At 41.1% G+C, this 23,351-nt stretch carries 23 protein-coding genes; all 23 read right to left on the minus strand.

Features of this window, described 5'->3' with window-relative positions; translation table 11 throughout:
- Nucleotides 1-661: 661 nt before the first annotated feature.
- The gene (gene codY / locus HF078_RS04210; protein ID WP_060665889.1) at nt 662-1,441 is read right to left on the minus strand and encodes a GTP-sensing pleiotropic transcriptional regulator CodY; all 780 of its coding nucleotides are present in this window, start codon (nt 1,439-1,441) and stop codon (nt 662-664) included.
- 25 nt (nt 1,442-1,466) lie between these two features.
- On the minus strand, nt 1,467-2,867 hold the full coding sequence (gene hslU, locus HF078_RS04215; RefSeq protein WP_169289987.1) for an HslU--HslV peptidase ATPase subunit: 1,401 nt from the start codon (nt 2,865-2,867) through the stop codon (nt 1,467-1,469).
- Between the two features lie 17 nt (nt 2,868-2,884).
- Nucleotides 2,885-3,427, minus strand: a complete 543-nt coding sequence (gene hslV, locus HF078_RS04220) for an ATP-dependent protease subunit HslV (protein WP_010193398.1) — start codon at nt 3,425-3,427, stop codon at nt 2,885-2,887.
- A 22-nt stretch (nt 3,428-3,449) separates the two neighbouring features.
- Nucleotides 3,450-4,358 (minus strand): tyrosine recombinase XerC, encoded by a 909-nt coding sequence (gene xerC / locus HF078_RS04225; RefSeq protein WP_169289988.1) that lies wholly within the window; start codon nt 4,356-4,358, stop codon nt 3,450-3,452.
- Between the two features lie 64 nt (nt 4,359-4,422).
- Entirely contained in the window at nt 4,423-5,727 is a 1,305-nt protein-coding gene (gene trmFO, locus HF078_RS04230) for an FADH(2)-oxidizing methylenetetrahydrofolate--tRNA-(uracil(54)-C(5))-methyltransferase TrmFO (RefSeq protein WP_060665885.1), read from the minus strand.
- 106 nt (nt 5,728-5,833) lie between these two features.
- Nucleotides 5,834-7,912, minus strand: a complete 2,079-nt coding sequence (gene topA / locus HF078_RS04235) for a type I DNA topoisomerase (protein ID WP_169289989.1) — start codon at nt 7,910-7,912, stop codon at nt 5,834-5,836.
- 432 nt (nt 7,913-8,344) lie between these two features.
- A complete protein-coding gene (gene dprA, locus HF078_RS04240; RefSeq protein ID WP_169289990.1) occupies nt 8,345-9,232 on the minus strand; it encodes a DNA-processing protein DprA in 888 nt (295 codons plus the stop codon).
- A gap of 75 nt (nt 9,233-9,307) precedes the next feature.
- A complete protein-coding gene (gene sucD, locus HF078_RS04245; RefSeq protein WP_169289991.1) occupies nt 9,308-10,210 on the minus strand; it encodes a succinate--CoA ligase subunit alpha in 903 nt (300 codons plus the stop codon).
- 18 nt (nt 10,211-10,228) lie between these two features.
- The gene (sucC, locus tag HF078_RS04250) at nt 10,229-11,389 is read right to left on the minus strand and encodes an ADP-forming succinate--CoA ligase subunit beta (protein WP_060665881.1); all 1,161 of its coding nucleotides are present in this window, start codon (nt 11,387-11,389) and stop codon (nt 10,229-10,231) included.
- A 226-nt stretch (nt 11,390-11,615) separates the two neighbouring features.
- The gene (locus tag HF078_RS04255; protein ID WP_169289992.1) at nt 11,616-11,912 is read right to left on the minus strand and encodes an EscU/YscU/HrcU family type III secretion system export apparatus switch protein; all 297 of its coding nucleotides are present in this window, start codon (nt 11,910-11,912) and stop codon (nt 11,616-11,618) included.
- Complete coding sequence (locus tag HF078_RS04260; protein ID WP_169289993.1) at nt 11,909-13,243, minus strand: hypothetical protein; 1,335 nt, start codon at nt 13,241-13,243, stop codon at nt 11,909-11,911. Before HF078_RS04260 ends, HF078_RS04255 begins: the two co-directional genes overlap by 4 nt.
- A gap of 13 nt (nt 13,244-13,256) precedes the next feature.
- Nucleotides 13,257-14,027: a ribonuclease HII gene (locus tag HF078_RS04265; RefSeq protein ID WP_169289994.1), complete on the minus strand. Its 771-nt coding sequence runs from the start codon at nt 14,025-14,027 to the stop codon at nt 13,257-13,259.
- 55 nt (nt 14,028-14,082) lie between these two features.
- Nucleotides 14,083-14,940, minus strand: coding sequence for a ribosome biogenesis GTPase YlqF (gene ylqF / locus HF078_RS04270; protein WP_169289995.1), 858 nt, complete (start codon nt 14,938-14,940; stop codon nt 14,083-14,085).
- 634 nt (nt 14,941-15,574) lie between these two features.
- Nucleotides 15,575-16,690 carry an IS110 family RNA-guided transposase gene (locus HF078_RS04275; RefSeq protein ID WP_169289996.1) on the minus strand — a complete coding sequence of 372 codons (1,116 nt, stop codon included), beginning with the start codon at nt 16,688-16,690 and terminating at the stop codon, nt 15,575-15,577.
- Nucleotides 16,691-16,885: 195 nt separating this feature from the next.
- Complete coding sequence (gene lepB / locus HF078_RS04280) at nt 16,886-17,437, minus strand: signal peptidase I (RefSeq protein WP_169289997.1); 552 nt, start codon at nt 17,435-17,437, stop codon at nt 16,886-16,888.
- 163 nt (nt 17,438-17,600) lie between these two features.
- Complete coding sequence (gene rplS / locus HF078_RS04285) at nt 17,601-17,945, minus strand: 50S ribosomal protein L19 (protein ID WP_010193413.1); 345 nt, start codon at nt 17,943-17,945, stop codon at nt 17,601-17,603.
- Nucleotides 17,946-18,066: 121 nt separating this feature from the next.
- Entirely contained in the window at nt 18,067-18,816 is a 750-nt protein-coding gene (gene trmD / locus HF078_RS04290; protein ID WP_169289998.1) for a tRNA (guanosine(37)-N1)-methyltransferase TrmD, read from the minus strand.
- Nucleotide 18,817: 1 nt separating this feature from the next.
- Nucleotides 18,818-19,336, minus strand: a complete 519-nt coding sequence (rimM, locus tag HF078_RS04295; RefSeq protein ID WP_169289999.1) for a ribosome maturation factor RimM — start codon at nt 19,334-19,336, stop codon at nt 18,818-18,820.
- Nucleotides 19,337-19,446: 110 nt separating this feature from the next.
- Entirely contained in the window at nt 19,447-19,677 is a 231-nt protein-coding gene (locus tag HF078_RS04300) for a KH domain-containing protein (RefSeq protein ID WP_060665873.1), read from the minus strand.
- Nucleotides 19,678-19,685: 8 nt separating this feature from the next.
- A complete protein-coding gene (gene rpsP / locus HF078_RS04305; RefSeq protein ID WP_148986534.1) occupies nt 19,686-19,958 on the minus strand; it encodes a 30S ribosomal protein S16 in 273 nt (90 codons plus the stop codon).
- Nucleotides 19,959-20,076: 118 nt separating this feature from the next.
- Nucleotides 20,077-21,423 (minus strand): signal recognition particle protein, encoded by a 1,347-nt coding sequence (gene ffh, locus HF078_RS04310; RefSeq protein WP_169290000.1) that lies wholly within the window; start codon nt 21,421-21,423, stop codon nt 20,077-20,079.
- A 12-nt stretch (nt 21,424-21,435) separates the two neighbouring features.
- Nucleotides 21,436-21,774: a putative DNA-binding protein gene (locus tag HF078_RS04315; RefSeq protein ID WP_148986536.1), complete on the minus strand. Its 339-nt coding sequence runs from the start codon at nt 21,772-21,774 to the stop codon at nt 21,436-21,438.
- A 571-nt stretch (nt 21,775-22,345) separates the two neighbouring features.
- Nucleotides 22,346-23,344 carry a signal recognition particle-docking protein FtsY gene (ftsY, locus tag HF078_RS04320; protein WP_169290001.1) on the minus strand — a complete coding sequence of 333 codons (999 nt, stop codon included), beginning with the start codon at nt 23,342-23,344 and terminating at the stop codon, nt 22,346-22,348.
- Nucleotides 23,345-23,351: the final 7 nt, after the last annotated feature.

Here is a 23,351-nt window from a genome sequence, read left to right on the forward strand (position 1 = left end):
TGGACAGCTCTTACACCGCTGTTGATTTACGCACTGGGCTTCGCTTTCCTAGGGGCACTGCTGGAGCCTCCTCGGCTTTCGCCTGCGGGGTCTCCACCTAGCGCTATCTCCCTCAGGAGTCTTCGCCGTTTTCTCCAATCCACAGCTAGAAATCGTAAGTAAAAAAGGTTATCACTATTTCAGTTAACCTGGTTAGTATACTTTCCATTAACCTCCGAAGAATGAGATTACCTTGTTGATTGGAGTGGAAGGCGCGTAGACGCCCGCGGGAGGAAGGGACAGGTGAGACCCCGCAACGCAGAAGGCCACTGAAAAAGTCTTTGAATTTAAATATTCTATATACACCGCTGTGGATTTCCGCAAATGGCTTCGCTTTCCTAGGGGCGCTGCTGGAGCCTCCTCGGCAAGTCTGCGGGGTCTCCACCTAGCGCTATCTCCCTCAGGAATCTTCGCCTTTTGCTACAATCCACAGCTCGAAATTACCAAATACTAGTTTTTCAGTGGCCTTCAACGCAGTGAGGAGGCTCACGGACCGCCCGCAGGCAAGCGAAGCGCATGGAACGGAAATCAACGGTTTATATACTCCCTCAAGTTAAACCAAAAAGGGTCTGACTCTTCTGCATATTGCAGATAGGAGTCAGACCCTTTTCTATGGTTATTATTAATGTGATTTAAGTTTGGAAAGTTCGAATAGGAACTTGTCGTTTAGGACTTTAATGTAAGTACCTTTCATTCCAAGAGAACGGGATTCAATTACACCAGCACTTTCTAATTTTCTCAGTGCGTTAACGATAACAGAACGAGTGATACCTACTCTGTCTGCAATTTTACTTGCTACTAGAAGACCTTCTTTTCCATCAAGCTCTTCAAAGATATGCTCAATTGCTTCAAGCTCACTGTAAGATAGAGAGCTGATTGCCATTTGTACAACAGCTTTGCTTCTTGCTTCTTCTTCAATTTCTTCTGCTTTCTCACGCAGAATTTCCATACCTACAACAGTCGCGCCATATTCCGCCAAGATTAAATCATCATCAGAAAATGGCTCTTGAAGACGTGCAAGGATAAGAGTCCCTAAACGCTCGCCTCCACCGATAATTGGAACGATTGTCGTTAAACCTGATTTGAATAATTCCTTATTCTCTACAGGGAAAGCTGTATATTCACTTTCCACATCCAAGTTTGAAGATGTTTCAGAGATATTGAATAAGTTTTTTGTATACTCTTCAGGGAATTGACGATCTTCAAGCATCTTGATCATACGCTCGTTCTCAATCTGTTGGTTAATGGAATAGCCTAATAGTTTTCCACGGCGAGATAATACGAAAACATTTGCTTCAATAACATTACAAAGCGTTTCCGACATCTCCTTAAAGTTAACTGGTTTACCAGCCGCTCTTTGCAGCATAGCATTGATGGTTCTTGTTTTTTGTAATAATGGCATGTTTATTTCCTCCTAAAAATCTGCTCTATAAGATAAATTGGCTTAAATCTTTATTTTTTACGATATTACCTAGTTTTTCATCCACATATTTCGGTGTGATGACGATTTTCTCAAGATTGATATCCGGCGCTTCAAATGACAGGTCCTCCAACAACTTCTCTAGAATTGTATGAAGTCGGCGGGCACCGATATTATCAGTATCTTGGTTCACTTGAAACGCTACTTCAGCTAGTTTACGAATAGCATCGTCAGAAAATTCGACTTTTATACCTTCCGTTTCCAATAATGCCGTATATTGTTTTAGTAAAGCATTATCCGGCTCCACTAAAATTCTTACAAAATCATCTATGGATAGTTTGGTCAATTCCACACGAATTGGAAAGCGACCTTGCAATTCCGGAATAAGATCAGAAGGCTTCGCGATATGGAAGGCACCTGCTGAAATAAATAAAACATGGTCTGTTTTTACTTGGCCGTATTTTGTGACAACTGTTGACCCTTCCACGATAGGAAGAATATCACGCTGTACACCTTCCCGAGATACATCAGCGGAAGAACCACTGTTCTTTTTCGCGATTTTATCGATTTCATCAATGAAGATGATACCACTTTGTTCCGCTCTGTTCACAGCTTCTTGAGTCACTTCATCCATATCAATGAGCTTTTGGGCTTCTTCATGGGCAAGAACCGGTCTTGCTTCACGGACTGTAAGCTTTCTTTTTTTCTTTTTCTTCGGCATAAGATTGCTTAAAGCATCCTGCATGTTCATACCCATTTGTTCCATACCCGAGCCTTGTAACATGTCAAACATGGACCCTTGCTGTTCTTCCACTTCCACCGTCACATAGCGGTCTTCTAGTTCACCTAGTGCAAGTTGATGGGCCATTCTTCTTCTTTGTTCTTTAATAGATACTTCTTCTTGCTTCTCCTGCTCATCCGTATCATTTGGGTTTGCATTTCCTCCAAAAAACATCTCAAGCGGATTTTTATATGACGTGCTTTTTTGTTTTCCTGGAACCAATAGTTCCACCAATCGCTTGTTTGCATTATCCAAGGCTTTTTCTTTCACACTCGCCATCTTTTCTTCTTTTACAAGACGGACGGATGTTTCCACCAAATCTCGTACCATCGATTCAACATCACGGCCCACATAGCCTACTTCTGTAAACTTCGTTGCTTCTACTTTGATGAATGGCGCACCAACAAGCTTTGCAATTCTGCGGGCTATTTCGGTTTTACCGACACCAGTCGGTCCGATCATTAGAATGTTCTTAGGAACTACTTCATCCCGAAGGCTGCCTTTAAGGAGGCTCCTTCTATACCTGTTTCTAAGAGCAACCGCAACCGCTTTTTTCGCATTAGTCTGACCTACAATATATTGATCGAGCATATCTACTATTTGCCTAGGGGTTAATTTTGTACTCATGTCCACAACCGCCTTTTCTATAGTTCTTCTACAATGATATTGTCATTCGTGTACACACAAATTTCACCAGCTGTTTCCAAGGAAGCTTTTGCTATCTCACGTGCTGTCATATGCTCGCCCGCATACCTTTTTAAAGCACGCCCTGCAGAAAGTGCATAGTTTCCACCTGAACCAATGGCAAGTATTCCGTCGTCAGGTTCAATAACTTCACCAGTTCCGGATACTAACAACATGCTAGACTCATCCATTACAATTAACATCGCTTCCAATTTCCTCAACACTTTATCACTTCGCCATTCTTTGGCAAGCTCAACTGCTGAACGCTGAATATTGCCATTATATTCCTCCAGCTTCGCCTCGAACATTTCAAACAAGGTAAATGCATCTGCCACAGATCCTGCAAAACCAGCTAGAATCCTTCCGTTAAAAAGCTTGCGCACTTTTCGTGCTGTATGCTTCATAACAACTGCGTTTCCAAATGTAACCTGACCGTCACCTGACATTGCGCATTGTCCCTTATGTTGGACCGCAAATATCGTAGTAGCATGAAATGATGACATGAAATGATCCTCCAATCGTTCCTCATGCACGAGGATGAAATTGATTATACGTCTTTTGTAAGTGTTCTTTCGTCACATGTGTATAGATCTGGGTGGATGATAAACTGGCATGTCCGAGCAATTCTTGCACTACGCGCAGGTCTGCTCCTTCATTTAACATATGCGTGGCAAAAGTATGCCTGAGCATATGTGGGCTAATATGTAAGGTTGAACATGCCTGTTGTACCATGTCATTAAGTATTAGCCTTACACCACGGGGAGTAAGGGGACCTCCACGGAAATTTAGAAAAAGATGCTTGGTGGAATTCGGCGTTTTTTGCTTATCAAGCAGTGATTTGCGTCCGTCTTCCAAATAGGTCTTCATTGCATCTTGAGCAAAACTTCCAAACGGGATATAACGCTGTTTGTTCCCTTTTCCAGTGACTAAGATGGTACCGACTTGAAAGTCAATATCATGAACTTGTATGTGACAACATTCACTAATACGGATGCCAGTGGCATAGAGCAATTCTAACAGCGCTTGATTTCTCTGACCTAGCGGTGTTGCCAGATCTGATACAGCAAACAACTTATCCAGTTCTTCACTGTAGAGGAACTGTGGAAGTCGCTTTTCCTGTTTAGGCAAGGAAACACTGCTAAACGGGTTTTGCTCCACTTTTTCTTCTCGGAGAAGAAACTTATAGAAGCTGCGCAAGCTTGATGTTTTTCTTGCTACTGATTTTCGTGCGAACTTTTTTTGATGGAGCCTGGTTAAATACATTCTTGCTTCTGTATGAGTGACTTCATTGATGCTTGTAATGGCTTCCTCTTTCATAAAATCAAAAAAATCTTCAATATCCTTTTGATAAAATACAATAGTATATTTTGAGTAATTTTTTTCAATTTGTAAATATTCTAGAAAAGAAATTAATGAAACTTTAACATTTTGCATACTTATCACCTCACAAGGGCTACTAAATATTATCACAATTTAGTAGCCCTTGCAATTAATTTGATTAATTTTTTACAAAATTCTGAATTGTTTCCAACGCTCTCCTAGCATGCGCTTCATTGCGCTCTTGCTTATTTTTGATTTTCTTCGGAAGCTCTGGGAATAGCCCAAAATTAGCATTCATCGGTTGGAAGTTTTTCGCATTTGTAGAAGTGATGTAATGTGCCATACTTCCAATTGCAGTTTCTTTAGGGAACACTAATGGTTCCTCTCCAAGCACAAGGCGGGCTGCATTCATCCCTGCTATTAGGCCTGACGCTGCCGATTCTACATACCCTTCCACTCCTGTCATTTGACCGGCAAAGAAGAGATCTTCTCTTTCTTTGAACTGATAGGTTGGTTTCAACAGGTTAGGAGAATTGATAAAAGTATTGCGGTGCATAACACCGTATCGAACAATCTCCGCATTTTCCAAACCAGGAATTAAACGGATTACTTCTTTTTGTGGACCCCATTTTAAATGTGTCTGAAAACCAACAATATTATACAAAGTGCCTGCCGCATCATCTTGACGAAGTTGGACTACAGCATAAGGACGTTTGTCCGTTTTGGGATCTTCTAAACCAACTGGCTTTAAAGGTCCAAAAAGCATCGTCTTCTTTCCGCGATTTGCCATCACTTCTATCGGCATACATCCTTCAAAGAAAATCTCTTTTTCAAATTCTTTCAACGGAACAGTTTCTGCTTCCACAAGGGCATCATAGAAACGATTAAACTGCTCTTCTGTCATCGGACAATTCAAGTAGGCAGCTTCTCCCTTATCATAACGGGATTTTAGATAAACAATGTCCATGTTGATGCTATCTTTTTCGATGATAGGAGCTGCTGCATCATAGAAATATAGATATTCTTCACCAGTTAAAGAACGAAGCTGGTCTGAGAGGGCTTTGGACGTTAGCGGCCCTGTTGCAATGATGGTTGGTCCGTCAGGGATTTGTTCCATTTCTTCATTAAATACAGTCACGTTTGGATGTTCTTTTACTCTTTCGGTAACTTTAGCAGCAAATTCATGCCTGTCCACAGCCAAGGCACCGCCTGCTGGAACTGCACAGTCATCTGCTGAACGAATGATGACTGAGTCAAGCATTCTCATCTCCTCTTTTAACACCCCTACTGCATTTGTTAAGTTGTTGGCACGTAGGGAATTGGAGCAAACAAGCTCTGCGAATTTATCTGTGTGATGGGCAGGTGTTTGTTTGACTGGACGCATTTCATATAGGTGAACCTGTATCCCTCTATTTGCAAGCTGCCATGCTGCTTCACTGCCGGCAAGGCCAGCTCCAATTACATTAACTACTGTGTTTGTCATAACTGATACCTCCAAGATTTATTGCTACATCTACTATTTTTTTTACAAAGGAAAAAGGGCTGACCCAACCACTCAAGTGTCAGTCCCCTCTTTGCTATCCTACAGCTTATCCTTGTGGTTCTTCTTTATAATCGCACTCTACGCACTGTACCTGTACACCTTTTTTAAGCTTTTTCTCGACCAGTAAGGATTCACACTTTGGACATTTTCTGGCAATTGGCTTATCCCATGATAGGAATTCACAGGTAGGGTATTGATCGCAGCCATAGAAAATTCGTTTCTTTTTACTTTTTCTTTCGACGATATTCCCTTTTTCACATTTAGGACAAGGAACGCCGATCTCTTTCACGATAGGTTTTGTATTACGGCAGTCTGGAAAGTTGGAACAAGCCATAAATTTTCCGTACCTTCCCATTTTAAAGACCATTTCGTGACCGCAGAGTTCACAATCCTCACCCGCAGGCTCATCTTTAATTTCAATCTCCTGCATTTCCGCTTCCGCTTTTTCTAACCGCTTGGCGAATTCATGATAAAAGCCATCAATGATGTTTACCCAGTTAACTTTTCCATCTTCAACATTATCAAGGTTTGTTTCCAAATCTGCAGTAAACTCTACATTAATGATTTCCGGGAAGAACTCCAAAATCAATTGGATGACAATCTCTCCAAGCTCAGTAGGAACAAATCGTTTATTATCAAGCGCAACATAGCCCCTTTTCTGAATTGTATCTAGTGTAGGTGCATACGTTGACGGTCTTCCTATTCCAAGCTCCTCTAATGTACGTACAAGCCTAGCCTCCGTATATCTTGGAGGAGGTTGTGTGAAGTGTTGCTTTTGATCGATATCTTTGGAAAAGACTGTGTCTCCTTTTTCTAAAGGAGGCAATAGATTTTCTTTTTCTTCTTGTTGATCGTCATTACCTTCTACGTATACTTTCATGAAACCGGGAAACTTGACCGTAGATCCGGTCGCACGGAAGAGCACATCATTTTGGGTCAAGTCCACACTGACTGTATCCAAGATTGCCGGTGCCATCTGACTTGCAACAAAACGTTCCCAAATCAATTTGTATAAACGGAATTGATCTCGTGATAAGTACTCTTTAATGGACTGTGGGTCCTTCATGGTAGATGTTGGACGTATCGCTTCATGGGCATCCTGTGCGTTGCTCTTTTTAGTTTCTTTTCTTTCTTCAGTAGAAACAAATTGTTTGCCAAACGTCTTTTCGATATATTCCACCGCTTCTTTTTTAGCGGTTTCTGAAATACGCGTTGAATCGGTACGCATGTATGTGATAAGACCGACTGTACCTTGTTTTCCGAGTTCAATGCCCTCATAGAGCTGCTGAGCCATCATCATGGTTTTCTTGGCACGGAAGTTAAGTTTACGCGCTGCCTCCTGTTGCAAGGAAGATGTGATGAAAGGAAGCGCTGGATTACGTTTACGCTCTTTTTTGGTTACACTCTTGATTTCAAAAGAGTTGCCCTCAAGCCTTCCGAGAATCTCATTAACATCCTCTTCAGATTTCAACTCTGTTTTCTTTCCATCTACTCCATAGAAGCTTGCTTCAAATTCTTTTGATTTTCCGGTAAGGAAGCTGCTTTTTATGGACCAGTACTCTTCTGGTTCAAATGCATTTATCTCTTGCTCTCGCTCAATGACTAAACGTACAGCAACGGATTGAACGCGTCCAGCACTTAATCCCTTTTTCACTTTCTTCCATAATAAAGGGCTAATATTATATCCTACAAGTCTATCCAAAATCCTTCTTGCTTGCTGGGCGTCGACTACGTCAAGATTAATGGGTCTTGGATGTTTGAATGATTCTTTAATTGCGTCTTTTGTAATTTCATTGAAAACAACCCGACAATCAGATGTGATATCAATATCGAGGCTATGGGCAAGATGCCATGCGATAGCTTCTCCTTCACGATCCGGGTCAGCCGCGAGGAAAATTTTCTTCGCTTTTTTGGCAGCAGTTTTCAATTCCTTCAAGACGGGACCTTTCCCTCTGATGGTAATATATTTCGGCTCAAATTCTTGGTCGACATTAACACCCATCTGACTTTTAGGCAAATCTCTTACATGCCCCATGGAGGCTTTCACTTTATATTTTTTTCCTAAATAACGTTCTATAGTTTTCGCTTTTGCTGGTGATTCCACAATCACTAAGTAATCTGCCATTCAATAATCCTCCTCAAGAGGGTAAATTCTTAGAAAAAACAATAAGATGATGCGTTTTCTCAAAGTTTTTAGCTTCTATTTTCATTTTAGTTTTATCTATTATTATAAATCTTCACCATTATTAAATATTATGTAACCGTTTGTCAAACAGAGTAATTCAATATTTTATGTATTTTCCTAGTTTTATCCTCATTAAACATTCCGGTTACCCTTATGTATTATATGTAGACACAGAATCTTCTTTATATACTAGTCCCTGCAAACTTTTCTAAATAAAGAAGCCTTTCCTATAATGAGAAAAGGGTACAATTTTTAATATCATTGTACCCTATAATAATATAGACATATATTGATTTGTAAAGTAAAAAACGAAAATTCTCTCAAAAATAGTTATTTTTTTGTCACTTAATTGTAATCTCTGCCCCTATTTTTTCATTTTACCCTTTCAGTGCTAGACAATTCTTCTAAAATATCCAGATGACTACTCACAAGTTTTGCTCCTTGTTGAATGAGGGTATTTGTCCCTTTGGATGTTTCTGAAAGGATCGACCCTGGAACAGCAAACACCTCTCTCCCTTGTTCCATTGCTTGATCTGCAGTAATGAGGGAGCCGCTTTTCTCTTTCGCTTCAATAATGATAACCCCTTCACTTAACCCGCTGATAATTCGATTCCTTTGTGGGAAGTTCCATCTTGTTGGACTTGTGTATGGAGGAAATTCTGAGAGGAGTAGATGTTGGGAGGCGATTTTTTCTGCATAAGATTGATGTTCTTTCGGATAAATATGAAAAAAGCCACTACCTAAGACAGCGATGGTGTTTCCTCCTCTTTCCATAGCTAACCGATGAGCACAAATGTCCACCCCTTTTGCCAATCCACTTACGATTGTAAAGTCTTCTTTTAATAGCGGGGGAATCAATATGTTTAGGGAGTGACTCCCATATGCAGACATCAATCTAGCACCGACTATTCCCAACATTCTAGTTTTCAGAAGTTGGAGGTTACCTTTTAAATAAAGGACTAGTGGAGGATCATAGATTTCTTTTAATAAGGCAGGATAGTCATCATCCCAAAAAGTCAGAGACTGAATGCCATGTTCTTTATAAATAGAAAGAAGTTGTGTGACATTATTGTTGTGGATGTAATGGTAGATGGAATTTGCTTGATTTGGTGTGATGGTGAAATAGGAAACAATGTCAGAAGGTTTCATGGTGAATAGAAGGTCAAGTGTGGGATCTTTCCATAATAGATGGTGGAGTGTTTTCAAGGAGAGTCCTGGACAATGATGCAGGGTTATCAATCTTCTTTTCTCTATTTGCATATAAGCAATACACCTCTTTCGATTTTAATGGAAACGGGGATAGCCTAACTCGACTATCCCTTATCCATCATTATATTAATGTGTTTTACATTTGTCGTAAATGCCTTGCTCTTTGATTACTTTGATGAGTGTTTCACCCATTACAGATGGAGTATCAGCAACTTCAATGCCACACTCGTTCATCACACGGATCTTCTCATCGGCAGTACCTTTACCACCTGAGATAATTGCTCCTGCGTGACCCATACGCTTACCAGGAGGTGCAGTACGGCCGCCGATGAAGCCAACGACAGGTTTTGTCATGTTCTCTTTTACCCAAAGAGCTGCTTCTTCTTCAGCTGTTCCGCCGATTTCACCGATCATGATAACTGCATACGTATCTTCATCTTCATTGAATGCTTTTAATACATCAATGAAATCCGTACCGTTAACAGGGTCTCCACCGATACCTACTGCTGTAGATTGACCAATACCTTCTTGAGATAATTGGTGAACCGCTTCGTACGTTAATGTACCAGAACGGGAAACAACCCCAACGTGGCCTTTAGTGTGGATATAACCAGGCATGATTCCGATCTTGCACTCACCAGGAGTGATAACGCCAGGGCAGTTAGGACCAACAAGACGAGTCTTTTTCCCTTCCATATAACGCTTCACTTTTACCATATCAAGAACAGGAATATGCTCCGTAATACAAATAGCTAAATCAAGCTCCGCATCTACCGCTTCCATAATGGCATCTGCAGCAAATGGAGCTGGCACGTAGATAACAGATGCGTTAGCACCAGTAGTTTTGACCGCTTCTTCAACTGTATTGAATACAGGTACACCTTCCACTTCCGTGCCGCCTTTACCTGGAGTTACACCGCCAACGATTTGTGTACCATACTCAAGCATTTGTTTTGTATGGAACAACGCTGTAGAACCAGTAATACCTTGTACGATTACTTTTGTATCTTTGTTAATAAATACACTCATGAATGTCCCCTGCCTTTCTTATCCTACTTGCGCTACGATTTTTTGTGCACCATCAGCCATGGATTCTGCTGCAACAATGTTTAAGCCAGACTCACGTAAGATCTGTTTTCCTAAGTCTACGTTTGTACCTTCAAGACGAACTACTAGAGGTACTTCAAGTCCAACTTGTTTCGCTGCTTCCACAACACCTGTTGCAATGATGTCACACTTCATAATTCCACCGAAAATGTTAACGAAAATACCTTTTACATTATCATCAGAAAGGATAATTTTGAAAGCTTCTGTTACTTTCTCAGCAGTAGCTCCGCCCCCAACATCTAGGAAGTTAGCAGGGTCTCCACCGTAATGCTTGATGATGTCCATTGTTGCCATCGCAAGTCCTGCCCCATTTACCATGCATCCGATGTTACCATCTAGTGAGATGTAGCTTAGATCATATTTGGAAGCTTCGATTTCTTTTGCATCTTCTTCTTCCAGGTCACGATACTCAAGGATATCTTTGTGACGGTATAATGCATTGGAATCGAAGTTAAGCTTTGCATCAAGTGCCATTACGTTACCGTCGCCAGTTACTACTAATGGGTTGATCTCAGCAATAGAGCAATCTTTTTCTACAAAAGCTGTATAAAGTCCCATCATGAACTTAACTGCTTTTCCAACCAATTCTTTTGGAATATTGATGTTGAACGCGATTCGGCGTGCTTGATAGCCAGTAAGACCTACAACTGGGTCAATAACTTCTTTGAAGATTTTTTCTGGCGTTTGCTCTGCCACTTCTTCAATTTCTGTTCCGCCTTCTTCAGATGCCATTAATACGACACGGGAAGTTGCGCGATCTAACACAAGACCAATATAGTATTCTTTCTTAATGTCGCAACCTTCTTCGATAAGTAAGCGTTTTACTTCTTTACCTTCAGGGCCTGTTTGATGAGTAATCAACGTTTTACCCAGGATATCTCCTGCGTATTCGCGAACTTCATCCAGGTTTTTGGCAACTTTAACTCCGCCGGCTTTACCGCGGCCACCTGCGTGAATTTGCGCTTTCACAACACAAACTTCTGTTCCTAGTTCTTTTGCAGCGTCCACTGCTTCTTCTACTGTAAATGCAACGCGGCCATTTGGAACAGCTACCCCGTATTTTCTGAGGATCTCTTTTCCTTGATATTCATGGATATTCATTTCCCATCCTCCAATCTTATGTATAACAGAACATTATTTAAAAATAGACTGCGCTTTCATTTTATTAAATGCGTCATCAAATGTCTACCTTTCTGCAAAAATATTATACTATTTTCAAAAAATTAATAGATTGACATCCTATTTTGTCGAGGAAAAGGAGCAAATTCGCAAAAACATGAGATATTTGACAGATTATTCAATCAATTTTCATTATGTTAAAAAACCTTCACGTGGTTTTTTTCACATTCTTTTTCTCGTCTTTATGAAGGGTGTATACATAGGCCAAGACCTCGGCCACCACCTCATATAGTTCTTCAGGTATTGTTTCATTTAATTCTATTTCCATGAGTATCTCCAATAAAGCTTGATCCTCCTGTATGGGGATATTATGCTTTTTGGCTTCCTCCAGAATGTTTTCAGCTATGAGCCCAGTACCCTTTGCTTGCACAACAGGTGCCACACTTTTGTTCTGTTCATATTTGATGGCAACCGCTTTTTTTCTCTTTAACATGTCTTTACTCATATCCTCATGTCCACCCCTTTCTGTGGCGGCGACAAAATCGTCCTTAAAAAGTCTAATGACATTCCAGGTGTTTTTTCGGCTTTTTTCCAATCAGTTTTGATATTGCTTAAAGTATAGCCTTTATCAGACAGTGAGTTTTTTATTAGATAGGAGCTTTGTTGGACAAGTGTTTCAAGTCTCGGATAGGAATGTTGAAAAGAAATACTCACTACTTTTCCTTGTACAAGCACGTCCACCATGACAGATGAAAATATGGGCAGGTCCAGTAAAAGAACAATACGGCAATATTCGGGATCTAGGGTTTCGTTCTTTTTTTTCGAGCTTATATGTACATACCATTCTCTTGCTTCATTCTCCAAGTTAACAGGTAGGGGAATGAAAACATGAAGAAGATTTCCTTCTTCTCTTGTTAGGAGTTGAAAACTAGTTAATTTGGAGACGAGTTGATTGATGGTCGCTTTCTCCTCAGTTGTTGTTGCTTGGTATAAATAATTCAATAGTAGCGGCTTCAAGTGTTCCAGCTTCGCTTGTGATAACGGCTGGTCCTGCCGAACGAAATGGAATAGATCATTTTCAAAATTTAAGCCCATTAGGGGTAGAACCTGTCTGATAAATTGCAATGCCTCTCCTTTGGTTTGAAGAGTTTTAGGAAGCTGCATGTTTTGAATGACATCCATTAGTTTTTCCTGAATCAATGTAGGAGGTGCTGCTTTTTGAAGATGAGCTTCCACTTTGGCGAGTGTTTGCAAGGTCGTTTCCTCATCAGAAAGGCCAGTAACCATCATTTGGAGCTTTTCAGGAATATTGGTGAGACCATTTCGCAAAACTAGCACTTTTACCAACTCCATCGCCTTTTCCTTTAATGACGGTGGCAGGCGATCTATCACCTCCGCCGTTTCTTTTATGGTGATTAAAGGCATCTTTCCTCCTTTTTGTGCAACCAGTGCCTGTATGACCTCTTGAGTCGTTTGTGAAGGAGCAGGAGAAGAGGTTGTTTGGATAGCGGGTTTAATCGTCCCATCAGAATTTTTTTCGATTTGGGAAAGCGGTTGATCGGAAGCTACATCTTTTTGGATAGGCACCAAGAACACTCCACTCTCTCCCTTCTGTACGGAGAACGTATATTCTTTGCCAACCTCCACTTTTCCGTAGATGACAGCTTGCGCAGTGATAGAACCCTTCTTAATGGAAAAAACAGCACCATTCAACTGCTCCGTTACCATTGCTCGAAGAACTCTTCCAGGTATTTGTGAAAGAGGGTCGATAGATGGTTTGCTCAACAACGAATCAAGACCAATCCCCTTTGATTGGATGAACTGCAAAATGTTCATAGCTAACTCCTTTTTAGTCAACCATTTCCTTTACTGGTGAGAATGATCGACGATGTTCTCGGGTCACCCCTACTTCTTCTAAAGCAATTAGATGTTCTCGGGTTCCGTATCCCATATTTTTGTCAAAACCATACTGTGGAAATTCTCTTGCTAGTTCCTTCATATATGAGTCCCTTGTCTCTTTAGCCAACACAGAAGCGGCAGCAATGGAAATGCTTGTGGCATCTCCTTTAATGATGGATGTTTGCTCAAGTGCTAAATCCAGCTTCATCGCATCAATTAAAAGATGATCAGGTGTTTCAGAAAGGCTCTTCACTGCTTGTATCATTGCTAGTTTTGTTGCCTCATATATATTAATTTGGTCAATTGCTTCGGGGTCCACTATGCCTATACCATAACTGATAGCATGATCTTTTATGTAATGGTAAAAGTGTTCTCGTTTCTGTGGACTCAGTTTCTTGGAGTCAGTGAGTCCAAGTAAGTGAAAATCCTCCGGGAGAATGACTGCAGCCGCTACCACCGGACCTGCTAAGGGACCGCGCCCTACTTCATCTATGCCGGCAATAAAACGGCGTCCACTTTGCCAAAGAGCGTGTTCATATTTTTGCATCTCTTGAAACTGCTCGACAAGTTTCTGCTGAACCGTCCTTCTCTTTGTCCACCTTTTTAAAAGTGCTTTAACACCTTTTCGTTCATCCTCTTGGATAGATAGGAGGAAGGGATCCTCTTCACTTTCGATTCCATTGAGTATTTTCTCTATTTCTTTTATCGACTTTTTCACCATGTTTTTTACTCCTTTACCCCAAAAAGAAAAAGGCTGCACATGTGCCAGCCTCTTTCTATAGTTTTTTCGGTTTCTCCAAACTAAGCTTGCCAAGCTTCTCAGAACGGATTTCCCGTATGATGAGTTCAGCAGTCTTATCATAATCGATCAGTCCACCGCTCATCTTGCACCCGCGTTTAGAGCCGATTGCGTCAAAAAGTTCCACGATATCCTCTGGTATTTCCTCGAGACCATATCGTTCCTTCAACCTCTCTGGATAGGCGTCTGTCAGAAATCTTAGTGCAAATACAGCAATGTCCTGTAGGTTGATGATTGTGTCTTTAATAGCACCAGTAGTAGCTAAGCGGTAGCCTACCTCCTGATCCTCAAACTTCGGCCAAAGAATACCCGGTGTATCAAGTAATTCCAATTCTTTCCCTACTTTGACCCATTGTTGAGCCTTTGTCACACCAGGTCTGTCTCCTGTTTGAGCGATATTTTTCTTCGCCAGTCTGTTAATCAGTGTGGATTTCCCAACATTGGGGATACCGACAATCAGTGCTCTGATTGCTCTTGGTCTAATTCCGCGAGATTGCATTTTATCAAACTTCTCTTTTAATAGCTCTTTTGATAATGTTGCGATCTGCTGAATCCCCTTACCGGTTTGAGAGTCAATGGCAATCGCTTTTGTTGATGAACCTGGGAGGTTGAAATACTCCAACCATTCGCGCGTCACCTTTGCATCTGCCATATCTGCTTTGTTTAGTAGGATGATTCTTGGTTTATTGGAGATGATTTCGTCAATCATCGGGTTTCGTGATGATACGGGAATCCGCGCGTCTACCAATTCGTAGACGATATCAATCAATTTTAGTTTTTCTGTTACTTGTCTGCGGGCTTTCGCCATATGCCCGGGGAACCACTGTATTGTCATGAGAATTGCCTCCTGAAGTCCTTGCGAAAAACATGTATTTTAAATTTCGTTATTCACCGCTGTTGATTTCCGCAAACGGCTAAGCTTTCCTAGGGGCGTTGCTAGAGCCTCCTGATATGAACGAAACTGTCAAGGCCCCCACTCAACTAGGTGTTTATGTTTTGTTTTTGTGCAACTCTAAGAAGAGAAGCCGATTCTACTTCTTTTTCTTTTATGCGTTTGATGTTAGCGTATACGATAGTCTAACTCCTTCTTTAGCTTACAAACTTTCTCCTCACCCTATGGAATGGTTGTCAAGTGCTCTCCTTGACTGCCATTCCATAGGGTGAGACGATCTTCAAGCTAAAGAAGGATTGGTCTTAGTCCTCCTTGATAAAGAAGGTAAGAACACGGCACGAAGGCAAAAAAATCAACTGCGGTTAGCATTCTGATATTCGTGGGTTTTCACATAGTATCTTTCCGTATAAAGGACTTTTCCACTAACTCGGGACGTGCGTTATTCTATATAGAAATGGCACAGAGGAGGCACGTGGATTTTCCTTTCCGGTTTTTAACTTTGCCTTCGAGCCCTATTCTCAGGCTTCTTAAAAAGTGTTTACATCATCTAAAAAAGTCGTTTGTTGCAAAAGCTCTTTTACTCTCCTAGCGGTACATCTTCTACTTCTTGCATAACTGCCCAAATGAACCCAGCCAATTCTCTGGCAACTGCCGTTACGGTTTTTCCTTTTTCTTTTCCTTTTGATATTAATCGGTAATATTTTTTATGAAGTCGATTTTGGGCTTTCCAAGATATTGCTTGTATGGTTGGAGATAGTCCATCTTGTCTTCTTTTCAAATTACCTTTCACAGCTGGTTGATACCGGTAACTCCAAGCTGATTCTACTAATAAACGACGTACGTGACGGTTACCTGTTTTGGTAATCTCCCCTTGATATCTACTTTCTCCACTTGAATATTCACAAGGAATCAGTCCGACATATGCCATAAAATGCCTAGGGGTGGAAAATCGTTTGAACGACCCTATTTCCGCTACAATACTTGTTGCCGTTAGAGTAGCGATTCCTCTTAAGCTTTGAAGTGCTTGGATTTTAGGTGCATGAGTACCTTCGGTAGCTTGAAGGTTTATCTCTTCATCTAGCCTCTTAATTCGTTGAATTAATTCTTTTAATTGGTGGTAATACTCTTGTATTACTAATCTCAATGACACATTATCAAAGTTTAATGTATCTAACCATCTATAATATTTAGTGGTCCATTTATTTACTCCAACTGGAGGTTTTATATCATGACGCAATAGGAATTTACTTAATCGATGCTTAGCTCTTAGCTCATCCTCTTTAGCATCTTCTCGACATCTGATAAGATCCCGTAAAGCTTCATCTTCTGAAGTTGGTACATAAATAGCAGTCAATTCACCTGCTCGATACAATTGAGCTAATCGTATGGAATCCCTTCGATCTGTTTTGATTTTTTCCCCTGGTTTTTTAGGGATGAGAGAGGGAGCAATGACATCACAATGTACACCTTGAGTAAGAAACAACCTATACAATGGATAACCGGTTGGACCAGCTTCATAGCAAAATCGTAGATTTTCTTTACTTCCTAGCTTCTTAATTAACTTCCTAATGGCATCAGCAGTGTGAGGAATGAGCCCCCAATATCTAGGTGCTTCACGTCCCTCTTCGGCAACCGCAATCGCAATTTTTTCTTTCGATACGTCTAAACCTACGTATTTTATGGTATCCTTCATAATAACTAGCTCCTTCCGTAATGTAGCTCTGATTTGGTTTGGTTTTTCCAGTAAACATTCTAACCAAATTAACCTACGATTTTACGAGTAAGGAGCTAGTTTCGTTCATGATAACTCGGATACGCCTGCGGGGTCTACACCTAGCGCTATCTCCCTCAGGAGTCTTCGCCTTTTGCTCCAATCACCAGCTAGGTTCTACTTTACCATTCTTAGGTCTGGTAGCGGCCAATAGACGATATTGGTTTTGCCTAATACTTCTTCTTGTGGCACTGTACCGATGTGTCGGCCATCCTTGCTGAATCTGCGGTTATCTCCCATTACGAAAAGATGACCTTCTGGCACTTCCTTAAGGCCGGTCTTTTCTTCCAGAGTGAAATCCTCCGTTAATGGTCCATCCGGATATTGAGCCTTATAGCTGTCCAAATATGGCTCTTCATAGGCTACTCCGTTGATATAGAGGACATCATCCCGATATTCCACTTCGTCCCCCGGTAAACCGATGACACGCTTGATATAGTCCTTGTCTTCTGTTGCATGGAACACAACGATGTCAAATCGTTCTGGTTCACCAACTTTATATCCAATTTTGTTCACGATCATTCTATCCTGATTATGAAGTGTGGGCATCATGGAATCACCATCCACAACAATTGGTGCAAAAAAGAAATAACGTATTGCTGCTGCAAGAATTACTGCGATAGCTAAGGCCTTTACCCATTCCCAAAGTTCATTTTTAGAACGTGCCATATCTGTTCCTCCGCCGTTTTCATTATGTTCTCTTATTTAACGAGAATTTATATGTAATTCTACTTCAATTATATACCTTGTTTTTGTTTAAACAAAACGATAGATATTGCGCAGCCATTTTTTTAGTAAAAAAAGAGAGCTTGTCTCCAAGCTCCCCCTTTGATTATCGAATCTCTTTGATACGCGCTTTTTTACCACGTAATGCACGTAGGTAGTAAAGTTTCGCACGACGTACTTTACCACGACGAACTACATCAATTCCCTCAATTTTAGGGGAGTGTAGTGGGAATGCACGCTCAACTCCAACACCGTAAGAGATCTTACGAACTGTGAAAGTTTCGCTGATTCCGCCGCCACGACGTTTGATTACTACTCCTTCATATACCTGAATACGCTCACGCGTTCCCTCTACAACCTTAACGTTAACACGTACAGTGTCACCAGGACGGAAAGAAGGAAGATCAGTTTTCAACTGCTCTTGAGTAATATCTTGGATTAATTTTTGCATAGTTTTCTGCTCCTTTTCCACAGATGCTCATACCATACTTATTTGATGCAGCGGAACATCGTTTTTAGACATAGCCATAGCTAAGTCACAAAGAGTATAATAGCATATTAGACAAATAAAATCAATATACCTTATCCTCTTTTTTAATTTCTTCAAGCCACTTTTGCTGTTGATCTGTTAACGGATATTCATCGAATAAGTCAGGTCTTCTGTTCCATGTTCTTCGTATAGACTCTTTTGTCCGCCATTCTTCAATATGTGCATGATTTCCTGATATAAGTACATCCGGCACTTTCATGCCACGGAAATCAGCCGGTCTCGTATAATGGGGATGCTCAAGAAGGCCTGTGCTGAAGCTGTCCTGTTCATGGGAAGCCGCTTTTCCTAATACATCTGGAAGTAAACGAACCACACTGTCTACTATGACCATGGAAGCAAGTTCGCCACCGGTAAGGACATAGTCCCCAATAGAGATCTCATCTGTGACAACATGTTCTCTGATTCGCTCATCATAGCCTTCATAATGTCCGCAGATGAATATCAAATGTTCTTCTTGTGCTAATTCTTCTGCTTTTTTCTGTGTGTACCGCTCTCCTTGAGGACACATGAGGATCACTCTGGGCTTTTTGGAAGACGGTTTGGTTTCTGTGAGTGATGAAACAGCATCAAATATCGGCTGAGCCTTGAGAACCATACCAGCGCCGCCGCCATAAGGATAATCATCGACTGTCTTATGTTTGTTATCCGCAAACTCTCGAAAGTCGGTCACACTGTATTGAACGGCACCTTTATCCGCAGCTTTTTTTAATATGGACGATCCGAGAACACCTGTAAACATCTCCGGAAAAATGGAAAGGATATCAATCTTCATATTAAAACAGTCCTTCTAGTGGCTCTATGATGATTGTTTTTTCCTGCACATCCACTTTCTTCACTACTTGATCAATATAAGGGATTAGTATGTCCTTCCCTTTTTTTGCCTTAATCACCCAGACATCGTTTGCTCCTGGTGTCAACACTTCTTTAACTGTTCCAATCTCCTCCATCGTTTCCTGAAGGATTACTTTACAGCCAACAATCTCGTGGAAGTAATATTCTCCTTCTTCCAGCTCACCTAGTTGGTCTTCTGGAACCTTTACAATGGCTCCTTTGAATTTTTCCACTTCGTTTACATTATGGAACCCTTCAAAAGTGAGAAGATCGAAGGATTTATGTACTCTTCTAGATGCTACCTTAACTTCTACAGGTTCCTTTTCATTTGGCAGGAATAAGTATAGGAGATTCCCTTTTTTATAACGTTCGTCTGGAAAATCCGTTCTAGAAACCACACGAACCTCACCTTTTATCCCGTGTGTATTAACAAGCTTACCTACGTTGAACCATTTTGACATATCATGCACCTCCACGCGCAACGCTTATCTTCTATATAAATAGAGTACCCTCAAAGAGGTTCTCTTACCTATTTAACCAAAAAGAAAAGGGGAAGCATCAAAGCCTCCCCCTACTCCATAATCTCTAATTGCACTCGTTTATTCTCGTGAGAAGCAGCAGCGAACAAGACTGTTCGGATTGCTTTTGCAATTCTACCCTGCTTGCCAATCACTTTCCCTAAATCATCTTGATGCACAGTAAGTTGATACGTAAGAACATTACCTGTTTCTTTTTCCGTAACCACTACATTTTCTGGATGATCTACTAACGACGTCACAATTGTTTGGATTAGTTCTGTCATTTTGCCTCTTACTTACCTAATTTGGCATTGTGGAATTTTTCCATAATACCTTCGTTAGAGAAAAGGTTACGAACTGTGTCAGAAGGCTTCGCGCCATCTTGTAACCATTTAAGAGCTAATTCTTCATTGATTTTAACTTCAGCTGGTTGCATTACAGGGTTGTAAGTTCCAACTGTTTCAATGAAACGTCCATCACGAGGAGAACGAGAATCTGCTACTACAATACGATAGAATGGGGATTTTTTAGAACCCATACGTTTTAAACGAATTTTTACTGCCATTTAATATAGCACCTCCGAAAATATTTCACACAAGATAGTATGATAACAAGTAGTTTCTTGTTTGTAAAGTGTTTTTTCTTGTCACTTTATTTATTAAGAGAAAAAATGCTGTGAATGCTTACATGAAAGGAAATTTGAAGCCGCCTTTTTTGCCTTTTCCTTTTTGCATGCTTGTCATCTGTTTCATCATTTTTTTCATCTCTTCAAATTGTTTAAGTAGACGGTTTACTTCCTGAATAGGTCGTCCGCTACCTTTTGCTATCCGCTTTTTGCGGCTCGCATTAATTAGATCTGGATTATCTTTCTCCGCTTTGGTCATGGATTGGATGATTGCCTCAACGTGACCAATCTGCTTTTCATCCACCTGGACATTTTTTAAGCCTTTCATCTTGTTGGCTCCAGGAATCATTCCGAGAATTTCATCAAGAGGCCCCATGTTTCTCACTTGACCCAACTGTTCCAGGAAATCATCAAACGTAAAGTTCATCGTACGCAGCTTCTGTTCAAGCTCTTTGGCTTTCTCTTCATCTACATTTGATTGTGCTTTCTCAATAAGAGTAAGCACATCTCCCATACCTAAAATACGAGAGGCCATACGTTCAGGGTGAAAAGGCTCGATGGCATCCAATTTTTCCCCCATACCGATAAACTTAATCGGGGTATTGGTAACTGCCTTAACAGATAATGCAGCTCCACCTCGGGTATCTCCATCAAGTTTTGTTAACACAACGCCAGTCAAGCCTAGCTGTTCATTGAAGCTTTGCGCCACATTTACAGCATCTTGTCCTGTCATCGCATCGACTACAAGGAAGATTTCATCCGGGTTGGATATTTCTTTCACCTGTTTTAACTCGTCCATAAGTGTTTCATCAACGTGCAAACGTCCTGCGGTATCAATAAGCACATAGTCATGATGCTCATCTTTCGCTTTTTGGATAGCTTGCTTTGCAATTTCAACGGGACTAACCTGATCTCCTAACGAGAAAACAGGCATACTGAGTTGTTTTCCAAGTGTTTCAAGCTGTTTAATGGCTGCCGGTCGGTAAATATCGGCTGCAACTAGAAGAGGCTTTCTATTATGCTTTTTGCGCAATAGGTTCGCAAGCTTTCCTGTTGTCGTCGTTTTACCTGCACCTTGTAGACCTACCATCATGATGACGGTCGGCGGTCGGCTGCTCACTGCAATTTTACTTTGCTCTCCGCCCATAAGCGCGGTGAGTTCTTCTTTTACCACTTTAATTACTTGCTGACCGGGTGTAAGACTTTTCATGACTTCTTGTCCAACTGCACGTTCATTCACGCGTTTTACAAAGTCTTTCACTACTTTGAAGTTAACATCCGCTTCAAGTAAAGCCAATCGAACTTCACGCATCATTTCTTTAACGTCTTGTTCGTTTACCTTACCTTTTCCGCGAATCTTCTGTATCGTATTTTGCAAACGGTCGGCTAAACCTTCAAATGCCATGTATGCCGCCCCCTAATCTAATTTCTCAAGCGACTCGATCAGCGCTAAAAGAGTCTGGCCGTTAAACGGAGTTTCCGCCTTTTCGACTTCGTCCTTCATCTGCTGCACAAGCGATTGCCGCTCTTGAAACTTTTGAAATAACAAAAGCTTTTCTTCATATTGCTCAAGCATTTGTTCTGTACGTTTTATGTTATCATACACTGCTTGACGACTTATGTTATATTCCTCTGCTATCTCACCAAGGGAGTGATCATCTAAGTAATACAAAGACATATAGCTTCGTTGCTTTGGTGTTAACAACGACTGATAGAAATCATAGAGATAGTTCATTCTCGTTGTTTTTTCAAGCATCCTCTTCACTCTCCCTTGTTAAGTGAAATGCCTTTACAATAGCTTAGTTTACAGGTTGGGATGGGGAATGTCAAGTTTTTTTCTTGACCTGTGAGAATAGCAAGTATTTGAAATAAAATTAATCTAAAAGTCTTTAGTTTGTTGGTTGACCGCCGCTATTCCTTTCCGCAAATGGCTTCGCTTTCCGCGGGACGGCGCTTGAGCCTCCTCACAACGTTTCAGGGGTCTCAATCTACCGTTACTCCCCCGCTGGAGTCTCCGCCATTTGCTCCAATCCACAGCTGAAAATTATGAGAACGAAATGATAGTTCTTTTTCATTTAATTCCGTTAGATGAAATCTCATAAGCCCTTCAATAAATGAGGTCACCTTGTTGATTGGAGTGGAAGGCGCGGAGACGCCCGCGGGAGGAAGGGACAGGTGAGACCCCACAGGCTGCAAGCCGAGGAGGCTCACGGACCGCCCGCAGACAAGCGAAGGGCCTGGAACGGAAATCAACAGTTTCATATGCTATCTTGATTTTTAAAAAACCGCCCGTCAGATTAGAGGGGCGGAAAGTGGTAGTACGTTTTTTAGCTTTCTTGTGTTTCTTCTTTATCCATCATATCTGCAAATAGTCCGTACACATATTGCTCTGCATTAAACTCTTGCAAATCTTCTGCTTTTTCCCCTAAACCAACAAACTTGACCGGTATTTTCATTTCATTTCGGATAGCCAAAACGATACCGCCCTTTGCAGTACCATCAAGCTTGGTTAAAACGATTCCCGTAACATTCGTTGCTTCAGAAAAGATTTTTGCCTGGCTTAATGCATTCTGGCCAGTCGTTGCATCCAATACTAAAAGGACTTCATGCGGTGCACCTGGAACCTCACGTTCGATCACACGCTTCACCTTTTCCAGTTCCTTCATTAAATTGACCTTGTTTTGAAGACGTCCTGCTGTATCACAAAGGAGAACGTCCACTTGGCGTGCCTTAGCTGCTTGGAGGGCATCATACATAACTGCTGCCGGATCCGAACCTGCTGATTGCTTGATGACATCTACTCCTACACGCTCGCCCCATACTTCAAGTTGCTCAATAGCACCTGCACGGAATGTATCTCCCGCTGCAAGAAGTACGCTTTTTCCTTCTTGTTTCAGTTTCTTTGCTATTTTACCTATAGAAGTAGTTTTCCCTACGCCGTTTACACCTACCACCAGTACAACTGTTAAGCCGTCTTGTTGAAAGTTGATGGTTGGAGACACGTCATCTCCAGCTTGATAAATCTCGACCAACTTTTCGGAAATGACACTTTGAACCTCACGAGGATCTTGGATATTGCGTCGTTTCACTTCCATTCGAAGCTCATCAATCAATTCCATCACCGTGTTAACGCCAACATCCGCTCCAATCAGGATTTCCTCCAGTTCTTCAAAGAAATCCTCGTCGACTTTGCGGTAGCGAGCAACAAGATCATTTACTTTACCAGAAAAGGAATCGCGAGTTTTCGTTAATCCTTCTCTAAATTTTTCCGTTACGGATTCTGTTTGAGTTGTAAGCTTTTCTTTCAATTTTTTAAAGAAACTCATTTTCTCA

Origin of the sequence: Bacillus sp. RO2, from assembly GCF_012911845.1 — a bacterium.
In the GTDB taxonomy this organism is placed as follows: Bacteria; Bacillota; Bacilli; order Bacillales; family Bacillaceae_I; genus Sutcliffiella_A.

Coding starts and splice junctions, on each gene's coding strand:
- hslV (WP_010193398.1), bottom strand. CDS start 3,427: ATGTCATCATTTCATGCTACTACGATATTTGCGGTCCAACATAAGGGA.
- HF078_RS04315 (WP_148986536.1), bottom strand. CDS start 21,774: ATGCTTGAAAAAACAACGAGAATGAACTATCTCTATGATTTCTATCAG.
- HF078_RS04300 (WP_060665873.1), bottom strand. CDS start 19,677: ATGACAGAACTAATCCAAACAATTGTGACGTCGTTAGTAGATCATCCA.
- xerC (WP_169289988.1), bottom strand. CDS start 4,358: ATGCAAAATGTTAAAGTTTCATTAATTTCTTTTCTAGAATATTTACAA.
- rpsP (WP_148986534.1), bottom strand. CDS start 19,958: ATGGCAGTAAAAATTCGTTTAAAACGTATGGGTTCTAAAAAATCCCCA.
- ftsY (WP_169290001.1), bottom strand. CDS start 23,344: ATGAGTTTCTTTAAAAAATTGAAAGAAAAGCTTACAACTCAAACAGAA.
- lepB (WP_169289997.1), bottom strand. CDS start 17,437: ATGGCACGTTCTAAAAATGAACTTTGGGAATGGGTAAAGGCCTTAGCT.
- ylqF (WP_169289995.1), bottom strand. CDS start 14,940: ATGACAATACAGTGGTTCCCCGGGCATATGGCGAAAGCCCGCAGACAA.
- sucD (WP_169289991.1), bottom strand. CDS start 10,210: ATGAGTGTATTTATTAACAAAGATACAAAAGTAATCGTACAAGGTATT.
- HF078_RS04260 (WP_169289993.1), bottom strand. CDS start 13,243: ATGAACATTTTGCAGTTCATCCAATCAAAGGGGATTGGTCTTGATTCG.
- HF078_RS04265 (WP_169289994.1), bottom strand. CDS start 14,027: ATGGTGAAAAAGTCGATAAAAGAAATAGAGAAAATACTCAATGGAATC.
- topA (WP_169289989.1), bottom strand. CDS start 7,912: ATGGCAGATTACTTAGTGATTGTGGAATCACCAGCAAAAGCGAAAACT.
- hslU (WP_169289987.1), bottom strand. CDS start 2,867: ATGAGTACAAAATTAACCCCTAGGCAAATAGTAGATATGCTCGATCAA.
- HF078_RS04275 (WP_169289996.1), bottom strand. CDS start 16,690: ATGAAGGATACCATAAAATACGTAGGTTTAGACGTATCGAAAGAAAAA.
- trmFO (WP_060665885.1), bottom strand. CDS start 5,727: ATGACAAACACAGTAGTTAATGTAATTGGAGCTGGCCTTGCCGGCAGT.
- codY (WP_060665889.1), bottom strand. CDS start 1,441: ATGCCATTATTACAAAAAACAAGAACCATCAATGCTATGCTGCAAAGA.
- rimM (WP_169289999.1), bottom strand. CDS start 19,336: ATGTCAAAATGGTTCAACGTAGGTAAGCTTGTTAATACACACGGGATA.
- HF078_RS04255 (WP_169289992.1), bottom strand. CDS start 11,912: ATGAGTAAAGACATGTTAAAGAGAAAAAAAGCGGTTGCCATCAAATAT.
- dprA (WP_169289990.1), bottom strand. CDS start 9,232: ATGCAAATAGAGAAAAGAAGATTGATAACCCTGCATCATTGTCCAGGA.
- ffh (WP_169290000.1), bottom strand. CDS start 21,423: ATGGCATTTGAAGGTTTAGCCGACCGTTTGCAAAATACGATACAGAAG.
- trmD (WP_169289998.1), bottom strand. CDS start 18,816: ATGAAGATTGATATCCTTTCCATTTTTCCGGAGATGTTTACAGGTGTT.
- rplS (WP_010193413.1), bottom strand. CDS start 17,945: ATGCAAAAATTAATCCAAGATATTACTCAAGAGCAGTTGAAAACTGAT.
- sucC (WP_060665881.1), bottom strand. CDS start 11,389: ATGAATATCCATGAATATCAAGGAAAAGAGATCCTCAGAAAATACGGG.